The sequence below is a fragment of the Flavobacterium sp. genome, from assembly GCF_029945805.1.
In the GTDB taxonomy this organism is placed as follows: Bacteria; Bacteroidota; Bacteroidia; order Flavobacteriales; family Flavobacteriaceae; genus Flavobacterium.
Window position 1 is genome coordinate 1 of sequence record NZ_JAQSDH010000049.1, and the last position, 19614, is coordinate 19614.

Here is a 19614-nt window from a genome sequence, read left to right on the forward strand (position 1 = left end):
TCATGTTTTTCCATAAGGATACTTTTTTGTGTATCGCTATTTCAGGACAAGACATTATTACAAAAAAAAACAGCCATCTTATCGACAGCTGCTTCTTTATTATTAATTCTTAATTTTTATTTCTTTATGATCCACACATTTCGCAATCATCCGGACCCGCGTTTCGCGCTAGTTCTACCATTGCGGCAAAATCTTCGGCAGTCATTTCACCGTTTTCTGTTGGTGCTACGACTTCTACTGCTACGGGTTCTGGAACTTGTACTGCTGGTTCGGCTTTTTTATCGTTGTTCAATGTGAATTTGATGGCGTCAACTGCAGCTTTAGTTCTCAGATAATACATTCCGGTTTTCAATCCACTTTGCCATGCGTAGAAGTGCATTGATGTTAATTTCGCATAATTGGCATCTTGCATAAACAAGTTCAACGATTGCGATTGGTCGATAAAATACCCTCTGTGACGCGACATGTCAATGATGTCTTTCATAGACATTTCCCAAACGGTTTTGTACAATTCTTTCAAATCTTCTGGAATATCCAAATTCTGAACAGAACCATTATTACGCATTAATTGTTGTTTCAAATCTTCGGTCCAAAGTCCACGTTTTACTAAGTCTTCTAGTAAATGTTTGTTTACAACTATGAATTCTCCAGACAATACACGACGCGTGTAAATGTTAGATGTATATGGTTCGAATGCTTCGTTGTTCCCTAAAATTTGCGAGGTAGAAGCGGTTGGCATTGGCGCTACCAATAACGAGTTTCTCACACCATGCTGCATCACTTCTTTTCTCAACGCTGCCCAATCCCAACGTCCAGACAATTCTTCGTCTTTAATGTTCCACAAATTGTGTTGGAATTCTCCTTGTGAAATTGGCGATCCTTTGAAAGAAGAATACGGCCCTTCCACTTTGGCTTCTTCCATCGATGCGGTTACGGCTGCGAAGTATAAGGTTTCGAAAATTTCTTGATTTAATTTCTTTGCTTCATCACTTGTAAAAGGCATTCTCAACATGATGAAAGCATCAGCCAAACCTTGTACACCAAGCCCAACGGGACGGTGACGCAAGTTAGAATTTTCCGCTTCTTTTACAGGATAATAATTTCTGTCGATTACTTTATTCAAGTTTCTCGTTACACGTTTGGTTACGTTGTATAACAATTGGTGGTTGAATTCGCCGTTGTCAACAAACATTGGTAACGAAATCGAAGCCAAGTTACATACTGCAACTTCATCAGGAGAAGTGTACTCCATGATTTCAGTACACAAATTCGAAGAACGAATGGTTCCCAAATTCTTTTGGTTCGATTTTCTGTTTGCTGCATCTTTATACAACATATACGGCGTTCCGGTTTCTATTTGTGATTCTAGGATTTTCTCCCAAAGTTCACGGGCTTTGATCGTTTTTCTTCCTTTTCCTTGTTCTTCGTATGCAGTATACATGGCTTCAAATTCGTCTCCATAAACGTCACATAATCCCGGACATTCATTTGGACACATTAAGGTCCAATGTATATCTGCTTGAACACGTTTCATGAATAAATCGGAAGTCCACATCGCGAAAAATAAATCACGTGCACGCATTTCTTCTTTCCCTGTATTTTTTTTCAAATCCAAAAATTCAAAGATATCCGCATGCCAAGTTTCTAAATAAATAGCAAAACTTCCTTTGCGTTTTCCACCACCTTGATCTACGTATCGCGCCGTATCATTGAACACTCTCAACATCGGAACAATTCCGTTCGAAGTTCCGTTAGTCCCACGAATGTAAGAACCTGTTGCACGTACGTTGTGAATAGATAATCCAACGCCACCGGCAGATTGCGAAATTTTGGCTGTTTGTTTTAAGGTATCATAAATTCCGTCAATGCTATCGTCTTTCATCGTTAGTAAGAAACAAGACGACATTTGAGGTTTTGGTGTCCCTGCGTTAAACAAGGTCGGAGTCGCATGCGTAAAGAACTTTTTCGACATTAAGTCGTAGGTTTCAATAACCGATTCCATATCGTTTAAGTGAATTCCAACCGAAACACGCATCAACATATGTTGTGGACGCTCTACGATTTTTCCGTTGATTTTTAGCAAGTAGGAACGCTCTAAGGTTTTAAAACCAAAGTAATCGTAGTTAAAATCACGGTTGTAAATGATGTGTGAATTCAAAAATTCAGCGTTTGCTTGAATCGCTTCGTGCACCTCATCTGATAATAAAGGTGCCTTTTGGTTCGTTCTTGGATTTACATAAAAGTACATTTCTTTCATGGTTTCCGAGAAGGACTTATTGGTGTTTTTATGCAAGTTTGAAATAGCAATACGGGCGGCTAATTGTGCATAATCTGGGTGTGCAATGGTCATTGAAGCCGCAGTTTCTGCCGCTAAGTTGTCAAGTTCAGAAGTAGTTACTCCGTCATACAATCCTTCGATAACACGCATGGTGACTTTTACAGCGTCTACCAAATCGTTCAATCCGTAACATAATTTTTTAATTCTGTCCGTGATTTTGTCGAACATTACGGGCTCTTTGTGACCGTCTCTTTTAACTACATACATATTCTTGTGGGTTTTTAAAAACAGAAAATCCCTTCGCTGCTTTTGGTTATTTGTTTGTGCTGAACTCGTTTCAACATCTTTATTTTTACTGATTTTATTTAAAAAAGTTCAGTTTCTTTTTTTGATTTATTTCAGGAGCTATTTCCAGCTTTCCGTTCTATCTTTTCTAGCTGTCCGGTTTTTAAAACCGGACAGCTAGAAAAGTATGCCACTGCAAACACTTTGTGTTCACCGAACTCCTATTAAAAATAGACGAAAGGCGAGGTAATCTGGGCTAGGATACTAGTTTTTCAAAGAACTATTTGTTTTTTAATTCACTAAGAGAAAAAAATCAAGCTAAAACTTAATCTCTTAATGGTTGATTTTTTTTCTAGAAATCCGCGTCGAAACTAATTTTTCCTGATTCTGCATCAGCATTCATCACACCAGCTTTTTGGTATTCAGCAACACGTTTTTCGAAGAAATTGGTTTTTCCTTGTAACGAAATCATATCCATAAAATCAAAAGGATTGGTTGAATTATAAACACGTTTACATCCCAATTCCACTAGCAATCTGTCGGCAACGAATTCTAAATAGTTCGTCATTAATGTAGCATTCATCCCAATCAAACTCACAGGAAGTGATTCGGTAATAAATTCCCGTTCGATGTCTAAAGCATCCGTAATTATTTCTGTAATTCTAGCTTTCGAAACTTTGTTCACCAAATGGTGGTTGTGTAAATGCACAGCAAAATCACAGTGAACGCCTTCGTCACGAGAAATTAATTCGTTTGAAAAAGTTAATCCTGGCATTAATCCACGTTTTTTCAACCAGTAAATTGAGCAAAATGCACCTGAGAAAAAGATTCCTTCCACCGCGGCGAAAGCAATTAACCGTTCTGCGAACGAATCGGAATCAATCCATTTTAAAGCCCAATCTGCTTTTTTCTTAATCGCTGGAAAAACTTCTAAGGCATTGAAAAGTTGTGCTTTTTCGGCTTCATCTTTCACGTAAGTATCAATTAATAGCGAATAAGTTTCGCTATGAATATTTTCCATCATGATTTGAAAACCGTAGAAAAACTTCGCTTCAGGATATTGTACTTCGTTTACAAAGTTCTCAGCTAAATTCTCGTTGACAATTCCATCTGAAGCGGCAAAAAAAGCTAAAATATGTTTGATAAAATACTTCTCATCATCATTCAGCTTATTGTTCCAATCGGTCAAATCTTGATGCAAATCGATTTCTTCTGCAGTCCAAAAACTAGCTTCCATTTTTTTGTACCAATCCCAAATATCATTATGCTTTATTGGAAAAATCACGAAACGATTTTTATTTTCTTGTAAAATTGGTTCTGCGTTGGCCATTTTGAAATTATATTTAGGGTGAAATTTTCTAATTCTGTATGTTACAAAGATTGTCAAACGAAACGTAAAATGAAAGCCAAACTTATTCACAATACGCTGTAGTTTTTAACATTTTCGGTGCTTTTGCCTGATTTGTGGAATTTACACAAATTGTTGATTTACAGAATTTTGAAAATGTAAAATTATTCAAAAAGCCCTAAAACAAAGGGTGTTAAGAATTTTCTGTCGCTAAAATTTTAACATTTAAAACAATCTAAAAATGATTTTTAAAACCATAAAAAAACGCAGTTTTCAATGTAGAAAACCGCGTTTTGAATTGTAGGTAAGAAATCGTTTATTCGTCTCTATCAACATAGGTTTTGTTTCCGTTTTTGTTGATGTAATATTTACCGCCTCTTGGACCAGTGAATATTTTTTTACCTTTATAAGAACCTGTTGCTTTGTCAGCTACTTTCTTTTCTGCCGCTTTTGAAACCGGAGTTTCTTTCATGTCTTCTTTTTCTTCAGCAGCTGTTTTTTTAACTTTGGCTTTAACTTTAGTTGTAGTTGTTTTAACCTCTTTTTCTGTTTCTTTGTACCGTTTATCTACCGTTCCGTCTTTTTTAAGTTTCGGTGCATCCTTTGCCGTTTCTTTAAATCGTTTGTCTGGCGTTCCGTCTTTTTTAGTTTTTGGCGCTTCTTTTGCAACTTTTTCAGCTTTAACGGCTGTCTCCTTAGCTTTCTTTTCTGTTTTTGTTGCTTTCTCTTGTACTTCTTTTTTTGTTTTTTCTGTTTTAACCTTAGCCTTTTTCTCTGTTGCCGTTTGGGCGTAGAACGTAGCTGAGAAAACAAAGAACATGCATAATAACAATACTTTTTTACTCACACTAAGTAGTTTGTTTAGTTGGAGTTCGTGAATCGGTGATTTCATGGTTTCTAGTGGTTTTTTAATTCAAATTAAAATTAGTGAATTTTTTGTTTCCAAATACTATTCCAATTAAAAATAGGCTCGTAATTGTACATTGCCGGTGTGAATCGTTTGGCTGGTTTCTGTTTTTCGGCCCTGATAATTGATATTGATATCTAAAAACTGTGTTAGATTCTTCTGTAAAAGCAAGCGCCAAGTCATGTTTTTTCCGGGTTGCAAGCCTTCCAACATTTGAAAAGCCACGGGCGATTGTGGATCGCCCGTAAAAGTATTTTGATACAATGAAAATTCACCATTCATCGTAATCTTCTTGTCGCTGGCGTATGAAAATGAAGTTCCAAAACGATTTTGCAGTAATTTTTCAGCATTTCCTATTTGGTTTAACTTGTTCTGATATTCATAAAAAACATCCCAGCTCGCATTTTTATTGAACAAATATGAAATCTTCGGATTGATTTGATACGAATCGACTTCGTAATTTTTACTGGTGTAATTTTCAGAAATCAAATCGGTTGCCGTTGCGTCTGTTGATACTGAAAAGAGCCACGATTTTTTAAGCAGATGAAGATATTGGAGTTGATAAGTAGTATTTTTACTTTCCTGCGAACCCACTGAAAGCAAGCTTTTCAATTGATTACTAATGTATGTTGCTGTTAGCGAATGGTTCTGCTTTCCTCTGTTATAAAACAAGCTATTCCTAATGCTGGTGTTTAATCCCAGTAGGTTTTCATCAGTAGTTGAGAACGGATTCAAATCAAAATTATCTCCATTTCGCCTTATTTTACGCTCTATTAAAAAAGAACTTTGGTTGTAGAAATGAGACAGTAATTTTCTAAAACCAGTCGCGTTTTGCCACTGACTCATATTTAACGTGAGCGACTGAGAGAACTTATTTTGATGCGTTTTAACAAAAACCTGATTGGGCAAAAACACGCGAACATACTTCGCCTGATCGGGAAATGGCGCGATTTCAAACTCTTGCAATTCCTGAATGCCGTTGCCGTTATAATCAATCCAAGTGTAAACGCCTTGCCCAGCTTCAACTTCAAGATAGGTGAATTCCTGTTGCGCTATCGAACCTGAAGTAGATTCATAAGCTGTTGTAACCTGCAACAATTGCTTAAAATACTGGTCATTATACAACAATCTCGAATTCAGGGAAGGTTCATTTTGTCTAGTCGCATCACTAAATTTCAGGTTTCGGTAATTGATAAATACTGACAAATCACTTTTTTTGGTCTGTATCAATTTTGATTTCAAATAATACGACTGTGATGTATTAACTCTTTGTAGAAAACCATTCAGCAAACTGTCATTAACCCGTTGCAAATAACCCAATTCAACAAAAACTTTGGTGCTATCACCACGTCCTATAAAAGCACCGTATTCGGTAAATTTCTGACTTAAAGCCGTTAATTGTTGTGTCGCAACCAATTTTTCTTTGTTGTTTTCCAATCGTAACGAACTTCCTATCCAATTGTTTTTGAAGTTGTACCGAACTTGTGATTGGTTTCGGATAAAGGTTGAATTGGCGTATGTTCCGTCACTTTTAAGGTAACTACTATTTTGTAGAATGTTCCAATTTTTGAGTTTCAATATTCCGTTTACAATATGGCGACTTCCAGAAAAACTTTTGGAAAAATCCAATTTTTCAAACTGATAACTAAGTTTTCCTTTTTCGGGCAGAATGAAATCCACGCCATTAATTAACAGACTTTGATTTCCTTCAAAAGTTGTCAAATTCCAATCACGATTGAATTCAATATTAAACAAACGCTCAATAGTTTTGAAATTTTCCTGAACATACTGATAGTTTCCAAAAGCATCAATTTGCCATTTCTTAGTCAACAATCTTTGCTTGAAATTCAACTTACCGGCAATGCCTTTATTATTTCCATCGTCAAGCGAAGAAAATAAATTTAGATCGTTATTGCTGACGCCAATTTCAAAATCAACCGTAGTCCTTTCACTCGGATTGAATTTTCCAAGAACCGTAGCAAGCTGTATTTTTGTAGGCGCTATCAATCGGGTTATCGGCTCATAATTTCCTTGGGATATTCCACCTATTGGATCTACATATTGATAAATCTTTCCTATCGCAGCGGAATTCGTTAAGATATAATTTCCGAGAAAATTGCCCACCAAAGTAAACCGCACGTTGAACAATTCGTCATCGGGATTATTTGAATACTGAAACGCTTCTCCGGTTGCGACCGTAATTTTTTTATACAAAACCTTATTCTCCGAAAACGAATCCGGAAACGCTGACGGAGCATTCATCAAGTTGGGATTGTCGCCGGCCCCAGCTAATACTGCAACTTGTTCACCTGTTAAATTTTGTTGCAACGGCTGATTTTTTACATCATTTTCCGAATACAAATAACCGCCCAAACTCCATGTTTTGGCTTCGTGATTGGCTCCAGCATACGTCACAAAACGCGTGTAATTTCTATCGGAATACTGATATTCAATCACAATACGCATTTCAGAAGTTATGGGGAATAATGACGTAAACGTAATTTCTCCCGCATTATAATCGATAACATAGTCGTTGTTTTCGCCGCGCTTTTCCAGGATTCCATTCACATAAACGCGTTCCGAACCCGAAATCACCAAAACATACAATTCGCCATTATTGCCTCGCAGTTTATACGGCCCTTGATTTCCTTCTTGTCCGGTGAACGCACTTTTAGCATATTGGCCGCGAACCAAAGCTGCCGAAGCAAATATATCGGTCTTATTTTCTTCTCCGCCAAAAGTAAAATGTGTCGACAATCCTTGCACTTTTTTATTGAAATTCAGAAAACGGGATTGTCGGTTTTCAAGAAATAAATCTCCAGCTCGAATGTTCCATTTATCCGTAAATAATTCGATAAAAATCTGATCAAATTCATCCAATTTCTGTGAATAACCGCCATCTTGTAGCGGAATATTCGAATCTTGAATCGAAGCACGAAGCGACACTTTATCCGAAATTTTTCCGGTGATTTGAAGATCTAAATTGGAACTTACCGAAGCGTTTTGATTGTTCCCAATGGTTACGCCACGCGTTATGCTTCCCGAAGTGTTCAATCCGTCAAACGGAACAAACTTTTTAACAGAGCGATTGACTTTATACAGATTTCCATCATTCGCAACCACTCGATCTTGGTCGTAAATGCTATAGGTTTTAGTTAGTTGTTCCGGATATTTAAAGTAGCGCACCGTCAAACTATCTTGTGAAGTAAAGCCGTTTTTGAAAACCAATTTTCCCTTTTTGAAATCGATTATATAGAAACTTGTATCGATTTCTGTTCCGTTTGCAGTTTGTACTTTAAAGAAACTTGGGCTAATACTTACTTTTTCAAGCGAAATACTATCCTTTGAAACGGCAACTTTTTTATTTTGATACAACGACTTGATTTCCTGAGCCGAAAGCTTGGAACAACCAAAAACGAACAACAATAAAAAAAGTTTTTTCAACATACATAATAGTAACGTAAAAAAGGGAATTTGAGTATAAAACAGTTACTCTTTAGCGACAATCTGCATGGTTTCTCTTGAGACTTGTTTTAGCAAGACCCTTTTGTCTTTTTCAACCATTTTTGCCGCATGGTCATCAAAGTGTCTGATGGTAAACAACGATACATTTTCGTTATAAGAAACTTTGAATTTTTTAGACAATATCTTTTTTACTTCATTAAAGTTTCCAAATTTATCTTCGATACAAACTGAAAAACTAATGGCTGAATTCTGAATTAAGCTTGTTTTCAATTTGTATTGATGTAATAAAGCAAATATTTCGCTGATATTTTCTTCCATGATGAAAGAGAAATCAATAGAGGACAACGAAAGTAATAATTGATTTTTCTTAACAATAAAGCAAGCTATTTTTGGCTCTAAATCGGTGCCTTTTGAAACGCTTGTTCCTGGCAAAAGCGGATTTACAAATGATTTTACAAACAACGGAATTTCCTTTTTCTGCAATGGTTGCAATGTTTTTGGATGAATAACTGAAGCGCCGTAAAACGCAAGTTCAATCGCTTCCCGATAAGAAATCTGGTTCAGCAAAACGGCATTTTCGAAATATCTTGGATCCGCATTCATGACTCCCGGAACGTCTTTCCAAATTGTTACGCTTTCCGCATTCAGACAGTAGGCAAAAATCGCAGCAGTATAATCGGAACCTTCTCTGCCTAATGTTGTAGTGAAATTATTTTCATCAGAGCCCAAAAATCCTTGCGTAATATGGAGTGCTCTTTTCTTTATCCCTTTTGAAATTAATTGCTGTGTTTTTTCCCAATTCACATCAGCATCACGATAATTATTGTCTGTCTTGATAAAATTTCTAACATCTATCCAGTTGTTTTTCAATCCGGCATAATTAAAATAGTGGCTCAAAATTGTTGTGGAAAGAAGTTCTCCATATCCCACAACTTGATCGTAAACAAAGTTATAATTTGGCGATTTGTTGCTTCGTAAAAAGTATTCTAAATCGGCGAAATGACTGTTAACTGCAAAAAAAACTTCATGTTCTTGCTCTTCATCTTCAAATAAATCCAATAAAATTTGGTTGTGGTATTTTCTAACATCTTGCAAAGAAGAATTGAGTTCACCCGATTTGTCAAAGTAATTCTTAATTACTATTTCCAAGGCATTGGTAGTTTTTCCCATGGCGGAAATAACCAAAAGCGTGTCTTCGTGACCCACTTTTTCCAATACGCTGAATACATTTTTTATACCGTTGGCATCTTTAACTGACGCTCCACCAAATTTGAATATTCTCATTACAAATTACTTAAAAATTCATTTATTCCGTTTTCATCCATTTGAGCTACTCGCCAAGTATCCAACACTTTTGCTCCCGATTTTACATAAAAATCAATGGCTGGCGTATTCCAATCCAATACATTCCATTCAATTCTGCGCACTTTATCGTGTTTTCCTTGTTCGATTATTTTGGAATATAAAGCAAAACCCAAACCGGAACCGCGCATTTTTTCCTTTACAATTAAGTCCTCCAAGTGAATTGTTTTGCCTTTCCACGTAGAATAGCGGTAATAATACAATGCGGTTCCAACAATCTCGTTATCAACCTCAGCCACAAAGGTGTAAAACAAAGGATAATCACCAAAACCATCGCGTTCTAAATCGGCTACAGTTACCACAACAGCATCGGGTTCTTTTTCGAAAGTAGCTAACTCCTGAATCAAATCAAGAACGGCTTCCATGTCCTTTTTCTCTCCTTTTCGAATGTTCATTAGAATCAAATTTTTAACAAAAATACAATTATTAATTTCTTGATGAAATAGATTTTTTCTTAGCCAAATTTATCGATATTTGCACAAACAACTACAACGATTTCGCAATGGAAGAACGCAATAAAACGCTTGGTGAGTTCATCATCGAAAAACAAGAAGAATTTAAATATTCTTCAGGAGAACTCTCCCGAATTATAAATTCCATCCGATTAGCCGCCAAAGTGGTAAGCTATAAAGTAAACAAAGCGGGTTTGGTTGATATTGTCGGTGCTGCCGGAGAGCAAAACATTCAAGGGGAAGACCAACAAAAATTGGATGTTTATGCTAATAACATTTTTATCCAAACGTTAATCAATAGAGAAATTGTGTGCGGAATTGCCTCCGAAGAAAATGATGATTTTATCACCGTAGCCGGTTCTGACAAAAGCCATAGCAATAAATATGTTGTGTTAATGGATCCGCTTGATGGTTCGTCGAATATTGATGTTAATGTTTCTGTTGGAACGATTTTTTCTGTTTACAGACGGGTTACACCCATCGGAACTCCAGTTTCGACAAAAGATTTTTTACAACCCGGAACCCAACAAGTGGCCGCAGGTTATGTGATTTATGGAACATCAACGATGTTGATTTATACAACGGGTCACGGCGTGAATGGTTTTACTTTGAATCCGGCAATTGGAACCTTTTATCTATCGCATCCGAACATGCAGTTTTCAAAAGATGGAACAATCTATTCAATCAATGAGGGAAATTATGTTCATTTTCCACAAGGGGTGAAAGATTACCTTAAATATTGTCAACTAGAAGAAGGCGATCGCCCTTATACTTCGCGTTATATTGGCAGTTTAGTGTCCGACATTCACAGAAATATGATTAAAGGCGGGATTTATATTTACCCAACGAGTTCGAAAGCACCAAATGGAAAACTGCGTTTATTGTACGAATGCAATCCGATGGCATTTATTGTAGAACAAGCCGGTGGAAAAGCGTCAAATGGTTTTTCAAGAATAATGGAAATAGAACCCACCGAATTACACGAACGCGTTCCGTTTTTCTGCGGAAGTTACAATATGGTAGAAAAAGCCGAAGAATATATGGCAAAAAACAAGTAACAAGTTTACAGAATTATAAATCAAAAAAGCGAACATTAGAGGTTCGCTTTTTTGATTTTAACTAGTTTACAACTATTTATTCATGTGAGTCATTTCGTAAACGAAGGCATCTAAATCTACGCCCATCACTAACAACGACATCGCTTTATCTACAATAAAAGGAACGTTCCCTGGAGTAAAACCAAGTGCTAAAGCAAACTTAGTCAAGATTTGTTTTTGCTTTGGCCCCAAAACATGATCCACATAAACCATTCTCGACAAATCATACAAACGCTCTAAACGTTGCGAATGTAAATAGGGAGGATTGATTGGATATTTTAAAGGATTTTCTAAAATTTCATCATATTCGGAGGGTGAAATCTCCAAGCGAACTGCCAGCTTATCAAGGAATTCCTTTTCCTCTATACTCATCGCTCCATCAGCAATCGCTACACGAACAATGGCAGAAAAATGACCTTTATTTCTACTTTTAAATTCACTATCAAATAAATCCGAAATCGACATATTATTTTGTTTTAGTACTACAAATATAAATCAAATTAGCATTTTTAAAAAATGTAAATCGAAAATGTTTTTCATCGATTTTAAAGCATTTTTTTAGTGCGAAAAGAAATAAATTGTACGTTTACATACCTAAATAACCTAATGCTATGTCAGATTTCTGGACCCACTTCACATTCGGATTAAAACATTTGTGGAACTTCAACGCTTACACTGATATCTTATTTCTTTTGGCACTCACCGTTCCGTATGAATTTAAAGCGTGGAAAAAGATTTTAATTCTCGTTTCTTTATTCTTGGCGGGACATATTTTAGCACTGCTGCTTTCTGTTTTCAATATTGTTACAATCAAAACCAATATTCTGTCATTCATCATTTCGATTATTCTTCTCATAATTGCGCTGTTCAATATAATTTCTGCGGGTAAATCAGGCAAAAAAGACAACATTACTTTCATTGCTATTGTGTCATCGGTGTTCGGAATGCTACACGGATTGGGATTTGCGCATTATTTCAACACTATTACTCCTCAAAAACCAACCGATAAATTAGTGCCTCTTTTCGAATCGGCTTTAGGATTTGGAATCGGAATTCTTATAGCCGTTACAGCAGCTTTACTTCTAGCTTACGTGGTGCAAACACTGCTGAAATTCTCCAAGCGCGATTGGATTTTAATTGTTTCCGCTTTTGTGTGTGGCGTTGTGCTTCCGATGATTGTTCATAGTAAATTTTTGAATTTCTAGCACCAATTTGAGGAGCAGAACCTTACTATTTTTAAGAACCATCGCTCCCGCTGTCCGCGCTACAAGGTAGCTCGCTCCCATCGGGGCTAGTGAGAACCATTCTGCATTTAACAACCTGAAAACAAAAAAATCGACGAAAAAGTCCATGCTAAATCTTTCCTAAATACAAAGTACACAATACAAATTTCGGTATATTTGCTGACCTTATACTTAGAATCTTAACGGTAGATTCTGAAACATTAGAATAGATTTTGCACAAAAAATTCCGAAAAATCGGAACAAAATAAATGAAAGAAAGTAAACAACTCAAATACGATACTGCCTATTTAAGAATTGCTTCCGAATGGAGCAAACTTTCGTATTGCAAACGCAAGCAGGTTGGTGCCATAATTGTGCGCGACCGAATGATTATTTCCGATGGTTACAACGGCACGCCATCTGGTTTTGAAAACTGCTGCGAAGACACCGAAGGCCTAACGAAATGGTATGTACTTCATGCCGAAGCGAATGCTATTTCAAAAGTAGCGCGTTCTACTCAAACTTGTGAAAATGCTACTTTATACATCACACTTTCTCCTTGCAAGGAATGCAGCAAACTGATTCACCAATCAGGAATAAAAAGGGTAGTTTACCAAAATGGGTATCACGATGATGCAGGCTTAGCTTTTTTAGAAAAAGCCGGTGTAATCGTAAATCAAATTCAGGATTTAGGATAATATTACATACTGAAACAAGCTCAGCATAAATGAAATCAAAGGAAAAATATCTACCAATATTATTATTCGCCTGCGTTGCGCTAGGTGTTATTATTGGTGGAATGATAAATTTTCCCAAAAGAACTTTATCCAAACAAAATGCTCGAAAAGTCAAAATAGAAAAACTCATCGATTTTATTAACGATGAATATGTTGACAATGTAAATTCAGATTCTATTGTTGACATTACGGTCAATAGCATTCTGGCAAATCTTGATCCACATTCGGTTTATCTTCCGCCAAGCGAACAATCTTCGGAAGCCGAAATCATGAAAGGTGATTTTGTGGGAATCGGCGTCAATTTTTACATGTATAAAGATACGGTTACGGTGGTAAAACCATTGTCAAATGGTCCGGCCGAGAAAGCCGGAATTCTTTCTGGAGATAGAATCCTATATGCCGGAAAATCAAAATTATTTGGCAGAAAACTACCAACAGATAGTTTGTTTACCAAATTAAAAGGCGAAGAAGGATCCAAAGTAAATTTGGTTATTTACAGAAAAAGCAGTAACAAAAAACTGAACATCACGGTGGAACGGGAAGTGGTTCCAATTAAAAGTGTCGATACTTATCTGATGCTGAACACTACTACTGGGTATATCAAAATTAATCGTTTTGCTGAGAATACGTATGATGAATTTCGCTTGGGATTAGAACAACTCAAAAAACGAGGCATGAAAACGTTACTAATTGACCTTCGTGATAATGGCGGCGGTTATTTGGAACGAGCTGTTTCTATTGCAGATGAATTTTTGAAAGATAAAGAACTTGTTGTATTTACCAAAAACAGAAAAGGAATAGTAGACAAAACGTATGCAACGGAAGGTGGAATCTTTGAAACTGGGAGACTATACATTTTAATTGATGAAAACTCAGCTTCGGCAAGTGAAATTTTAGCGGGAGCCATTCAGGATAACGATAGGGGAACAATTGTTGGACGACGTTCATTCGGGAAAGGATTAGTACAACGCGAAATGGATTTTGATGATGGCTCCGCTGTTCGATTAACGATTTCACGTTATTACACGCCAAGCGGACGTTCGATTCAAAAACCATATACCAAAGGCGAAGGCGAAATATATAGTCATGATTTTGAAACCCGTTTTGAAAGCGGCGAACTCTACAAAAAAGACAAAATTAAAATTGCAGATTCGTTGAAATTCAAGACGAAAAAAGGCAGAATTGTTTATGGCGGTGGCGGAATTGTTCCCGATATTTTTGTTTCACTTGAGGTTAGAAAAGGTGAAGAAAGTCTAGCTTACATTCTTAACTCTGGTGTTGTTGGTCATTTTGTTTTTGAACAATTAGACAAAAACAGAGCGACCTACAAAGGATTGAAATTTCCGGAATTTTTGACCAAAATGCAAAATGACAACAGCTACATTGCAAAATTTGACACCTATCTGCAAGATGCGGGAGTTGAAATGAAATTAGACAACAATAAAGCTTTGGTTAAAAAATACATTACTGCAGAACTTGCCCGTCAGTTATTTGGCGAAAGTCAATATTTCTCTGTCATTTTAAAGGATGACGCGATGATAAAAGCAATTTTGAAATAAAAATTATTTCTTATTTAGAATGGGCAACAAAAGGTAGGATAATAATCCGAGGCAAATGGACAAAGTAGTTTGAGAGGTCCAAACCAACCATCCGAAAGCAGTACCAACATCCTTAGTAATTCCGTAAAGCGAAAATATCAGTGCAATTGAAAACGGATATGCTCCCAATCCACCGTTGGTAAATCCAACCGCAAGACTGCCAAAAATAAAGCCCATGATTACAATGTCAAACGTGATCTCTTTAGTTTCGGGTAGCGCAAAAATCGCCACATAAAACATCATCAGGTAGGAAAACCAGATAAAAAAGGAATGAAAAATATACTTCCACTTGTCTTTCATTTTATAAACCGTTGTTATTCCTTCTGTCAAACCCGCAAGTTTTTTCTTCAACTTTAGAATGAGATCCCATTCGGCATAAATCCAAATTAAAATAAAAATTAAGAACAGTACAGAACCGATAATTCCAAAAACAATTAAGTTTTCTAACGAAACATTTTGGCTTAAAAGGAACTTATAAATAGTATCAAACTGCAATAAAAATCCAATAAAAACAAACAAGAAGAAGATGAGCAAATCCACAATTCTTTCGGCGACAATCGTTCCGAACGCTTTGTCAAAAGGCACATTTTCATATTTTTTTAGTAAAGCAGCACGAGTGATTTCTCCTGATCGCGGTACGGTAAAGTTCACCAGGTACGAAACGCAAACGGTAAAAAAATTGGTTGAAAATTTGGTTTGGTATCCCAGATGATTTAGCGAATATTTCCAACGGTACGCTCTAGACCAATAGCCAGTGCAGGCAATTACTAACGACAGTAGGATATAATAGTAATTTGCCTTTTGAAAGCTGACTTTTATCTTCGCGATTTCGTCTGCAGTTAATGTAGTAAATTGATAGTATATAATTCCGACTCCTATTACTAGCGGAATAAGAATGGTCAATAATTTACCTATTAGTTTTTTCAAAATCTAGGTTAAGGAATTATTAGTTTCGTTCGGAAAAATCAACCAAGGTTTGAACACTTTGGCCTCTTCAAAATCCATCAAGGCATACGACATTATAATAATGAGATCTCCTTTTTGCACCCTTCTTGCAGCTGGACCATTTAGCGTAATTTCGCCTGAATTTTTTTGACCTTTAATTGCATACGTTTCAAAACGCTCACCATTATTGATGTTGACGATAGCTACTTTCTCGCCTTCAATTAGATTAGAAGCTTCCATTAAAGCTTCGTCAATGGTAATACTGCCGACATAATTTAAGTCGGCTCCCGTAACTTTAACACGGTGAATTTTAGATTTTATTACTTCAATTTGCATGGGGTAAAAGTAAATTAATTTAATGAAATCGTATCAATCAATCTGATTTTGTTAACAAAAACAGCAATGAAAGCACGATATTTTTTGTTTTTATTTTTTCGAATACAAGGTAATAGCGTTGCTTCATCCGCAATTTGAAAGTATTCTAATTCAAAATCGGGGTGATTTTTGAAAGCAGTGGTTACAAATTTTGAAATTTCTGCAGCAGATTTTGTTGCAAATAATTCCTTGGTTTGTGAAATTATTTTGTAAATAATGTTTGATTCAGTTCGTTCAACATCGGTTAGTCTTTCGTTGCGTGAACTCATGGCCAAACCGTTTGATTCTCTAAAAATTGGACAACCAATCACGTTAACCGAAATTTTGTTTTTCTCTACCATTTTTTTGACGATTTGCAACTGCTGGAAATCTTTTTCTCCAAAGTAAGCGTTGGTTGGTTTTATGATTTCAAACAGACGCTTAACAACAGTTCCTACTCCGTCAAAATGTCCAGGACGAAATTTTCCTTCCATCTGATTTTCCAATCCGTCAAAATCAAAATGCTGCGAAACCGTTTTTCCTTCATAAATATCATCTACAGTTGGCGCAAAAACAAGTATCGAATTAGAAACCGTTTTAATCTTTTCTATATCTGCGTCTAATGTCTTGGGATACTTCGCCAAATCTTCAGCATTATTAAACTGCGTGGGATTTACAAAAATACTGATGACCGTGACGCTATTATTCTTCATCGATTCTTCGATTAAAGAAAGATGACCTGCATGAAGTGCTCCCATTGTAGGCACAAAGCCAACAGACGATTTTTCGTTAGAGACAGAATTTAGATAAGAAACTAATTCGTTTTGAGTGTTAAAAACAAGCATTGGCTTTCATTAAATGAGTTGCAAACTTAGCCTTTTCATAAATAACTGCATAAATTTTTGTACTTTTGCGTGTTTTTTAATGCCAATAAGTAAAGTAGATTAGATTATGGAAGATAAGAGGATATTATATGTATCATCTGAAGTGGTGCCGTATTTGGCTGAAAATGAGGTTTCTTTAATGTCTTATGACGTTCCCAAAATGATTAATGATCAAGGTGGACAGATTAGAATTTTTATGCCCAGATATGGAAATATAAACGAAAGAAGGCATCAATTACATGAAGTTATTCGATTATCGGGAATGAATTTGGTCGTAAACGACTTAGATATGCCGTTAATCATCAAGGTGGCTTCTATCCCAAAAGAGAGGATACAGGTATACTTCATAGACAATGATGAATATTTCAAAAGAAAAGCCACATTCAGCGATGAAGAGGGCGTAATGTATCCTGACAATGACGAAAGAGCCATATTTTTTGCCAAAGGCGTTGTTGAAACGGTTAAGAAATTAAACTGGGTTCCCGATATTATTCATGTTCATGGTTGGATGGCGAGCATGTTACCCATTTATATGAAGCATTATTATAAAGATGAAGCCCTATTTTCGGAAACGAAGATTGTAACTTCTGTTTACGGACAATCTTTCGACGGCACTCTTGATACTGAAATGATCAATAAAGTAAGTTTTGACAATATTCCGAAAGAAGCTATCCAAGAATTGGAATTGCCAAATTATGAAAACCTAATTAAAGCAGCAATCAAACATTCTGACGGCATCATAATTGCCTCTGAAAATGTGTCCCCAAGTTTAACAAAATATATAGAATCTTCCGAGAAACCTTTTTTATCTTTCGCGCCGAAAGATAGATTTGCAGAGGCATATACTACCTTTTATAAAAACATGCTTTCTTAAAAAATACAGTTACTTTTTATGAATAAAAAATCATTTTTATACACGATTTTGTTTGGATTAATCACCATTATTATTGCAACATCCTGCGATAAAGATTTTAATGAATTGGGAACCGATATTGTTGATGACGAACATTTTGGTTTTGATGTAGATTCGCTTTCAACAATAAAATCTTTCAATCAGAAATTAGGCCCAATAGCTTCAAACAATTTAGCCATAAATCCTCTCGGTTTTTATAACAATCCGGCTTTTGGTACTACAAAGGCTAACTTTGTTACGCAAGTAGAGCTTTCATCAATTAATCCTGTCTTCAATAATACCAATACAGAACTGTACCAGGCATTACCTACAATTGACAGTGTGATTTTGGATGTTCCTTATTACAGAACGGTCAAATCTGTAGCTAATGAAATTAGTACTTACAGATTAGATTCTATTTATGGTGTTGACGCTTCTAAATTTAAATTAAGCATTTATGAATCGGGCTATTATTTGAGAGATTTGGATCCAGATCAATCTTTGAATGAAGCGCAATTGTTTTACACCGATCAAAATAACGATATTGAGAATAATAAAGTTGATGTTTTGCTGAACGACAAATTTTATGCTGACGGTCACGAGAACGAAATGTTCTATTTTGACAAAAAAGAACATGTTTTAAAAACGTACAACGCTGACGGAGTAACACCAGTATTTACAAGATTTCCTCCTTCAATGCGATTGCACTTGAGGTCAGATGTTTTTTATAACAAAATCGTAAATGGTCCAAGTGCTGCATTATCAAGTCAAGCACTATTTAAAAATTATTTTCGGGGTTTATATTTCAAAGTAGATAACGGGAATCCAGGAAATATGGCAATGCTGAATTTCAAAAATGGAGCCATTACCCTATATTATAAAGAAGATAAAATAACGCCCGATAATGCAAACACAACTAATGTTAACGAATTCAAAGTAGAGAGAGTAAGCAAATCTTACGCTTTAAACCTTAGCGGAAACAGCATTAGTCTTTTACAAAACTCGAACGAAGATCCTACATACTTGACGGCGGCCACTAGTTCTCAAGAAGCATCAAAACTTTATTTGAAAGGTGGCGAAGGTTCTATGGCAATTATAGATTTGTTTGGAACAACCGATGTAAAAGGATACGCTCTAAATCCAGGTTTTAATTCTAATCTTCCGATAGATCCGTTGACGAATCCAAAATATACTATTGTAAATTCTCCAAATGGTATTTCAGATGAAATTGATGAAATTAAATTCAAAGGATGGTTAATAAATGAAGCTAATCTAACATTTTACGTTGATAAACCCGCAATGAGTGATAGTAAAGCCGTTGAGCCAAATCGTATTTATCTATATGATTTAACTAACAAAAAAACTTTAGTTGACTACAGCTTTGATTTTAGTGCGGATGGTGTATACAATAAACGAAATAAGTACGTTTTTGGCGGAATACTTTTAAACGAAGATGGAAGCATAAGCAAGCAAAAGAAGAATCCACTTACCGACATAGTAACCGAAAAAGGGTATAAATACAAAATCAGAATTACCAATCATATTAGGAATCTAATCAGAAATGATTCAACTAATGTGCGTCTTGGATTGTCAGTAACAGAAACCATTGCGAATATTGGTCTATCAAAACTTAAAACCGCAAACAGTTACTCTAATGGTGCTCCAACTATGTCAGTAATGAATCCACTAGGAACCATTTTATACGGAACGAATGTTCCAGTAGGTTTAACACAGGAATATAAAAAAAGATTAAAACTTCAAATTTATTATACAAAACCTAATTAATA

16 protein-coding genes are annotated in these 19614 nt (G+C 35.8%); 6 read left to right on the forward strand and 10 right to left on the reverse strand.

All coding sequences use genetic code 11. The features are described from left to right. Positions 1-124 precede the first annotated feature (124 nt). The 6 genes from PSU83_RS13665 to PSU83_RS13690 all read right to left on the reverse strand — a co-directional run bounded on the left by PSU83_RS13665 (position 125) and on the right by PSU83_RS13690 (position 10040). Entirely contained in the window at positions 125-2545 is a 2421-nt protein-coding gene (locus tag PSU83_RS13665) for a ribonucleoside-diphosphate reductase subunit alpha (protein ID WP_300590107.1), read from the reverse strand. 370 nt (positions 2546-2915) lie between these two features. Next, positions 2916-3893: a ribonucleotide-diphosphate reductase subunit beta gene (locus tag PSU83_RS13670; protein WP_300590108.1), complete on the reverse strand. Its 978-nt coding sequence runs from the start codon at positions 3891-3893 to the stop codon at positions 2916-2918. 334 nt (positions 3894-4227) lie between these two features. Continuing rightward, on the reverse strand, positions 4228-4803 hold the full coding sequence (locus PSU83_RS13675) for a hypothetical protein (RefSeq protein ID WP_300590109.1): 576 nt from the start codon (positions 4801-4803) through the stop codon (positions 4228-4230). A 66-nt stretch (positions 4804-4869) separates the two neighbouring features. Continuing rightward, positions 4870-8265 (reverse strand): hypothetical protein, encoded by a 3396-nt coding sequence (locus PSU83_RS13680; protein ID WP_300590110.1) that lies wholly within the window; start codon positions 8263-8265, stop codon positions 4870-4872. A gap of 42 nt (positions 8266-8307) precedes the next feature. Next, positions 8308-9567 carry an aspartate kinase gene (locus PSU83_RS13685; protein ID WP_300590111.1) on the reverse strand — a complete coding sequence of 420 codons (1260 nt, stop codon included), beginning with the start codon at positions 9565-9567 and terminating at the stop codon, positions 8308-8310. Then, complete coding sequence (locus PSU83_RS13690; RefSeq protein WP_300590112.1) at positions 9567-10040, reverse strand: GNAT family N-acetyltransferase; 474 nt, start codon at positions 10038-10040, stop codon at positions 9567-9569. The genes PSU83_RS13685 and PSU83_RS13690 overlap by 1 nt, the downstream gene beginning before the upstream one ends. A 107-nt stretch (positions 10041-10147) precedes the next feature. Here PSU83_RS13690 and fbp point away from each other — a divergent pair, with 107 nt between their 5' ends. After that, positions 10148-11155, forward strand: coding sequence for a class 1 fructose-bisphosphatase (gene fbp / locus PSU83_RS13695; protein ID WP_300590113.1), 1008 nt, complete (start codon positions 10148-10150; stop codon positions 11153-11155). Positions 11156-11227: 72 nt separating this feature from the next. On the opposite strand, the gene PSU83_RS13700 is transcribed toward fbp, so the two are convergent. After that, positions 11228-11659, reverse strand: a complete 432-nt coding sequence (locus PSU83_RS13700) for a TerB family tellurite resistance protein (protein WP_300590114.1) — start codon at positions 11657-11659, stop codon at positions 11228-11230. A 146-nt stretch (positions 11660-11805) separates the two neighbouring features. Between PSU83_RS13700 and PSU83_RS13705 the strand changes: the two genes are divergently transcribed. The 3 genes from PSU83_RS13705 (at position 11806) to PSU83_RS13715 (ending at position 14713) form a co-directional block, all read left to right on the forward strand. Beyond that, positions 11806-12399, forward strand: a complete 594-nt coding sequence (locus PSU83_RS13705) for a HupE/UreJ family protein (protein WP_300590115.1) — start codon at positions 11806-11808, stop codon at positions 12397-12399. A gap of 287 nt (positions 12400-12686) precedes the next feature. Then, positions 12687-13115, forward strand: coding sequence for a dCMP deaminase family protein (locus tag PSU83_RS13710; protein WP_300590116.1), 429 nt, complete (start codon positions 12687-12689; stop codon positions 13113-13115). 29 nt (positions 13116-13144) lie between these two features. Beyond that, positions 13145-14713, forward strand: coding sequence for a S41 family peptidase (locus PSU83_RS13715; protein ID WP_300590117.1), 1569 nt, complete (start codon positions 13145-13147; stop codon positions 14711-14713). Between the two features lie 3 nt (positions 14714-14716). Here the strand turns inward: PSU83_RS13715 and PSU83_RS13720 are convergent, their stop codons facing one another. From PSU83_RS13720 to panC, 3 genes are read right to left on the reverse strand one after another with little or no spacing between them, the layout of a single operon-like run. Next, a complete protein-coding gene (locus PSU83_RS13720; protein WP_300590118.1) occupies positions 14717-15679 on the reverse strand; it encodes a lysylphosphatidylglycerol synthase transmembrane domain-containing protein in 963 nt (320 codons plus the stop codon). Between the two features lie 3 nt (positions 15680-15682). Next, a complete protein-coding gene (gene panD / locus PSU83_RS13725) occupies positions 15683-16033 on the reverse strand; it encodes an aspartate 1-decarboxylase (protein ID WP_300590119.1) in 351 nt (116 codons plus the stop codon). A gap of 14 nt (positions 16034-16047) precedes the next feature. Continuing rightward, the gene (gene panC / locus PSU83_RS13730) at positions 16048-16896 is read right to left on the reverse strand and encodes a pantoate--beta-alanine ligase (RefSeq protein ID WP_300590120.1); all 849 of its coding nucleotides are present in this window, start codon (positions 16894-16896) and stop codon (positions 16048-16050) included. A gap of 106 nt (positions 16897-17002) precedes the next feature. On the opposite strand from panC, the gene PSU83_RS13735 reads away from it, so the two are divergent. Together PSU83_RS13735 and PSU83_RS13740 are read left to right on the forward strand one after the other, a co-directional pair. After that, positions 17003-17809 (forward strand): glycogen/starch synthase, encoded by an 807-nt coding sequence (locus tag PSU83_RS13735; RefSeq protein ID WP_300590121.1) that lies wholly within the window; start codon positions 17003-17005, stop codon positions 17807-17809. Positions 17810-17827: 18 nt separating this feature from the next. Then, entirely contained in the window at positions 17828-19612 is a 1785-nt protein-coding gene (locus PSU83_RS13740; protein ID WP_300590122.1) for a DUF4270 domain-containing protein, read from the forward strand. The last annotated feature ends 2 nt before the right edge of the window (positions 19613-19614 follow it).

Excerpts from the sequence above, each read along its gene's own strand:
- fbp (WP_300590113.1), top strand. The coding sequence starts at position 10,148 with ATGGAAGAACGCAATAAAACGCTTGGTGAGTTCATCATCGAAAAACAA.
- panD (WP_300590119.1), bottom strand. The coding sequence starts at position 16,033 with ATGCAAATTGAAGTAATAAAATCTAAAATTCACCGTGTTAAAGTTACG.
- PSU83_RS13735 (WP_300590121.1), top strand. The coding sequence starts at position 17,003 with ATGGAAGATAAGAGGATATTATATGTATCATCTGAAGTGGTGCCGTAT.
- PSU83_RS13675 (WP_300590109.1), bottom strand. The coding sequence starts at position 4,803 with ATGAAATCACCGATTCACGAACTCCAACTAAACAAACTACTTAGTGTG.
- PSU83_RS13715 (WP_300590117.1), top strand. The coding sequence starts at position 13,145 with ATGAAATCAAAGGAAAAATATCTACCAATATTATTATTCGCCTGCGTT.
- PSU83_RS13710 (WP_300590116.1), top strand. The coding sequence starts at position 12,687 with ATGAAAGAAAGTAAACAACTCAAATACGATACTGCCTATTTAAGAATT.
- PSU83_RS13690 (WP_300590112.1), bottom strand. The coding sequence starts at position 10,040 with ATGAACATTCGAAAAGGAGAGAAAAAGGACATGGAAGCCGTTCTTGAT.
- panC (WP_300590120.1), bottom strand. The coding sequence starts at position 16,896 with ATGCTTGTTTTTAACACTCAAAACGAATTAGTTTCTTATCTAAATTCT.
- PSU83_RS13685 (WP_300590111.1), bottom strand. The coding sequence starts at position 9,567 with ATGAGAATATTCAAATTTGGTGGAGCGTCAGTTAAAGATGCCAACGGT.
- PSU83_RS13665 (WP_300590107.1), bottom strand. The coding sequence starts at position 2,545 with ATGTATGTAGTTAAAAGAGACGGTCACAAAGAGCCCGTAATGTTCGAC.
- PSU83_RS13700 (WP_300590114.1), bottom strand. The coding sequence starts at position 11,659 with ATGTCGATTTCGGATTTATTTGATAGTGAATTTAAAAGTAGAAATAAA.
- PSU83_RS13705 (WP_300590115.1), top strand. The coding sequence starts at position 11,806 with ATGTCAGATTTCTGGACCCACTTCACATTCGGATTAAAACATTTGTGG.
- PSU83_RS13740 (WP_300590122.1), top strand. The coding sequence starts at position 17,828 with ATGAATAAAAAATCATTTTTATACACGATTTTGTTTGGATTAATCACC.
- PSU83_RS13670 (WP_300590108.1), bottom strand. The coding sequence starts at position 3,893 with ATGGCCAACGCAGAACCAATTTTACAAGAAAATAAAAATCGTTTCGTG.
- PSU83_RS13680 (WP_300590110.1), bottom strand. The coding sequence starts at position 8,265 with ATGTTGAAAAAACTTTTTTTATTGTTGTTCGTTTTTGGTTGTTCCAAG.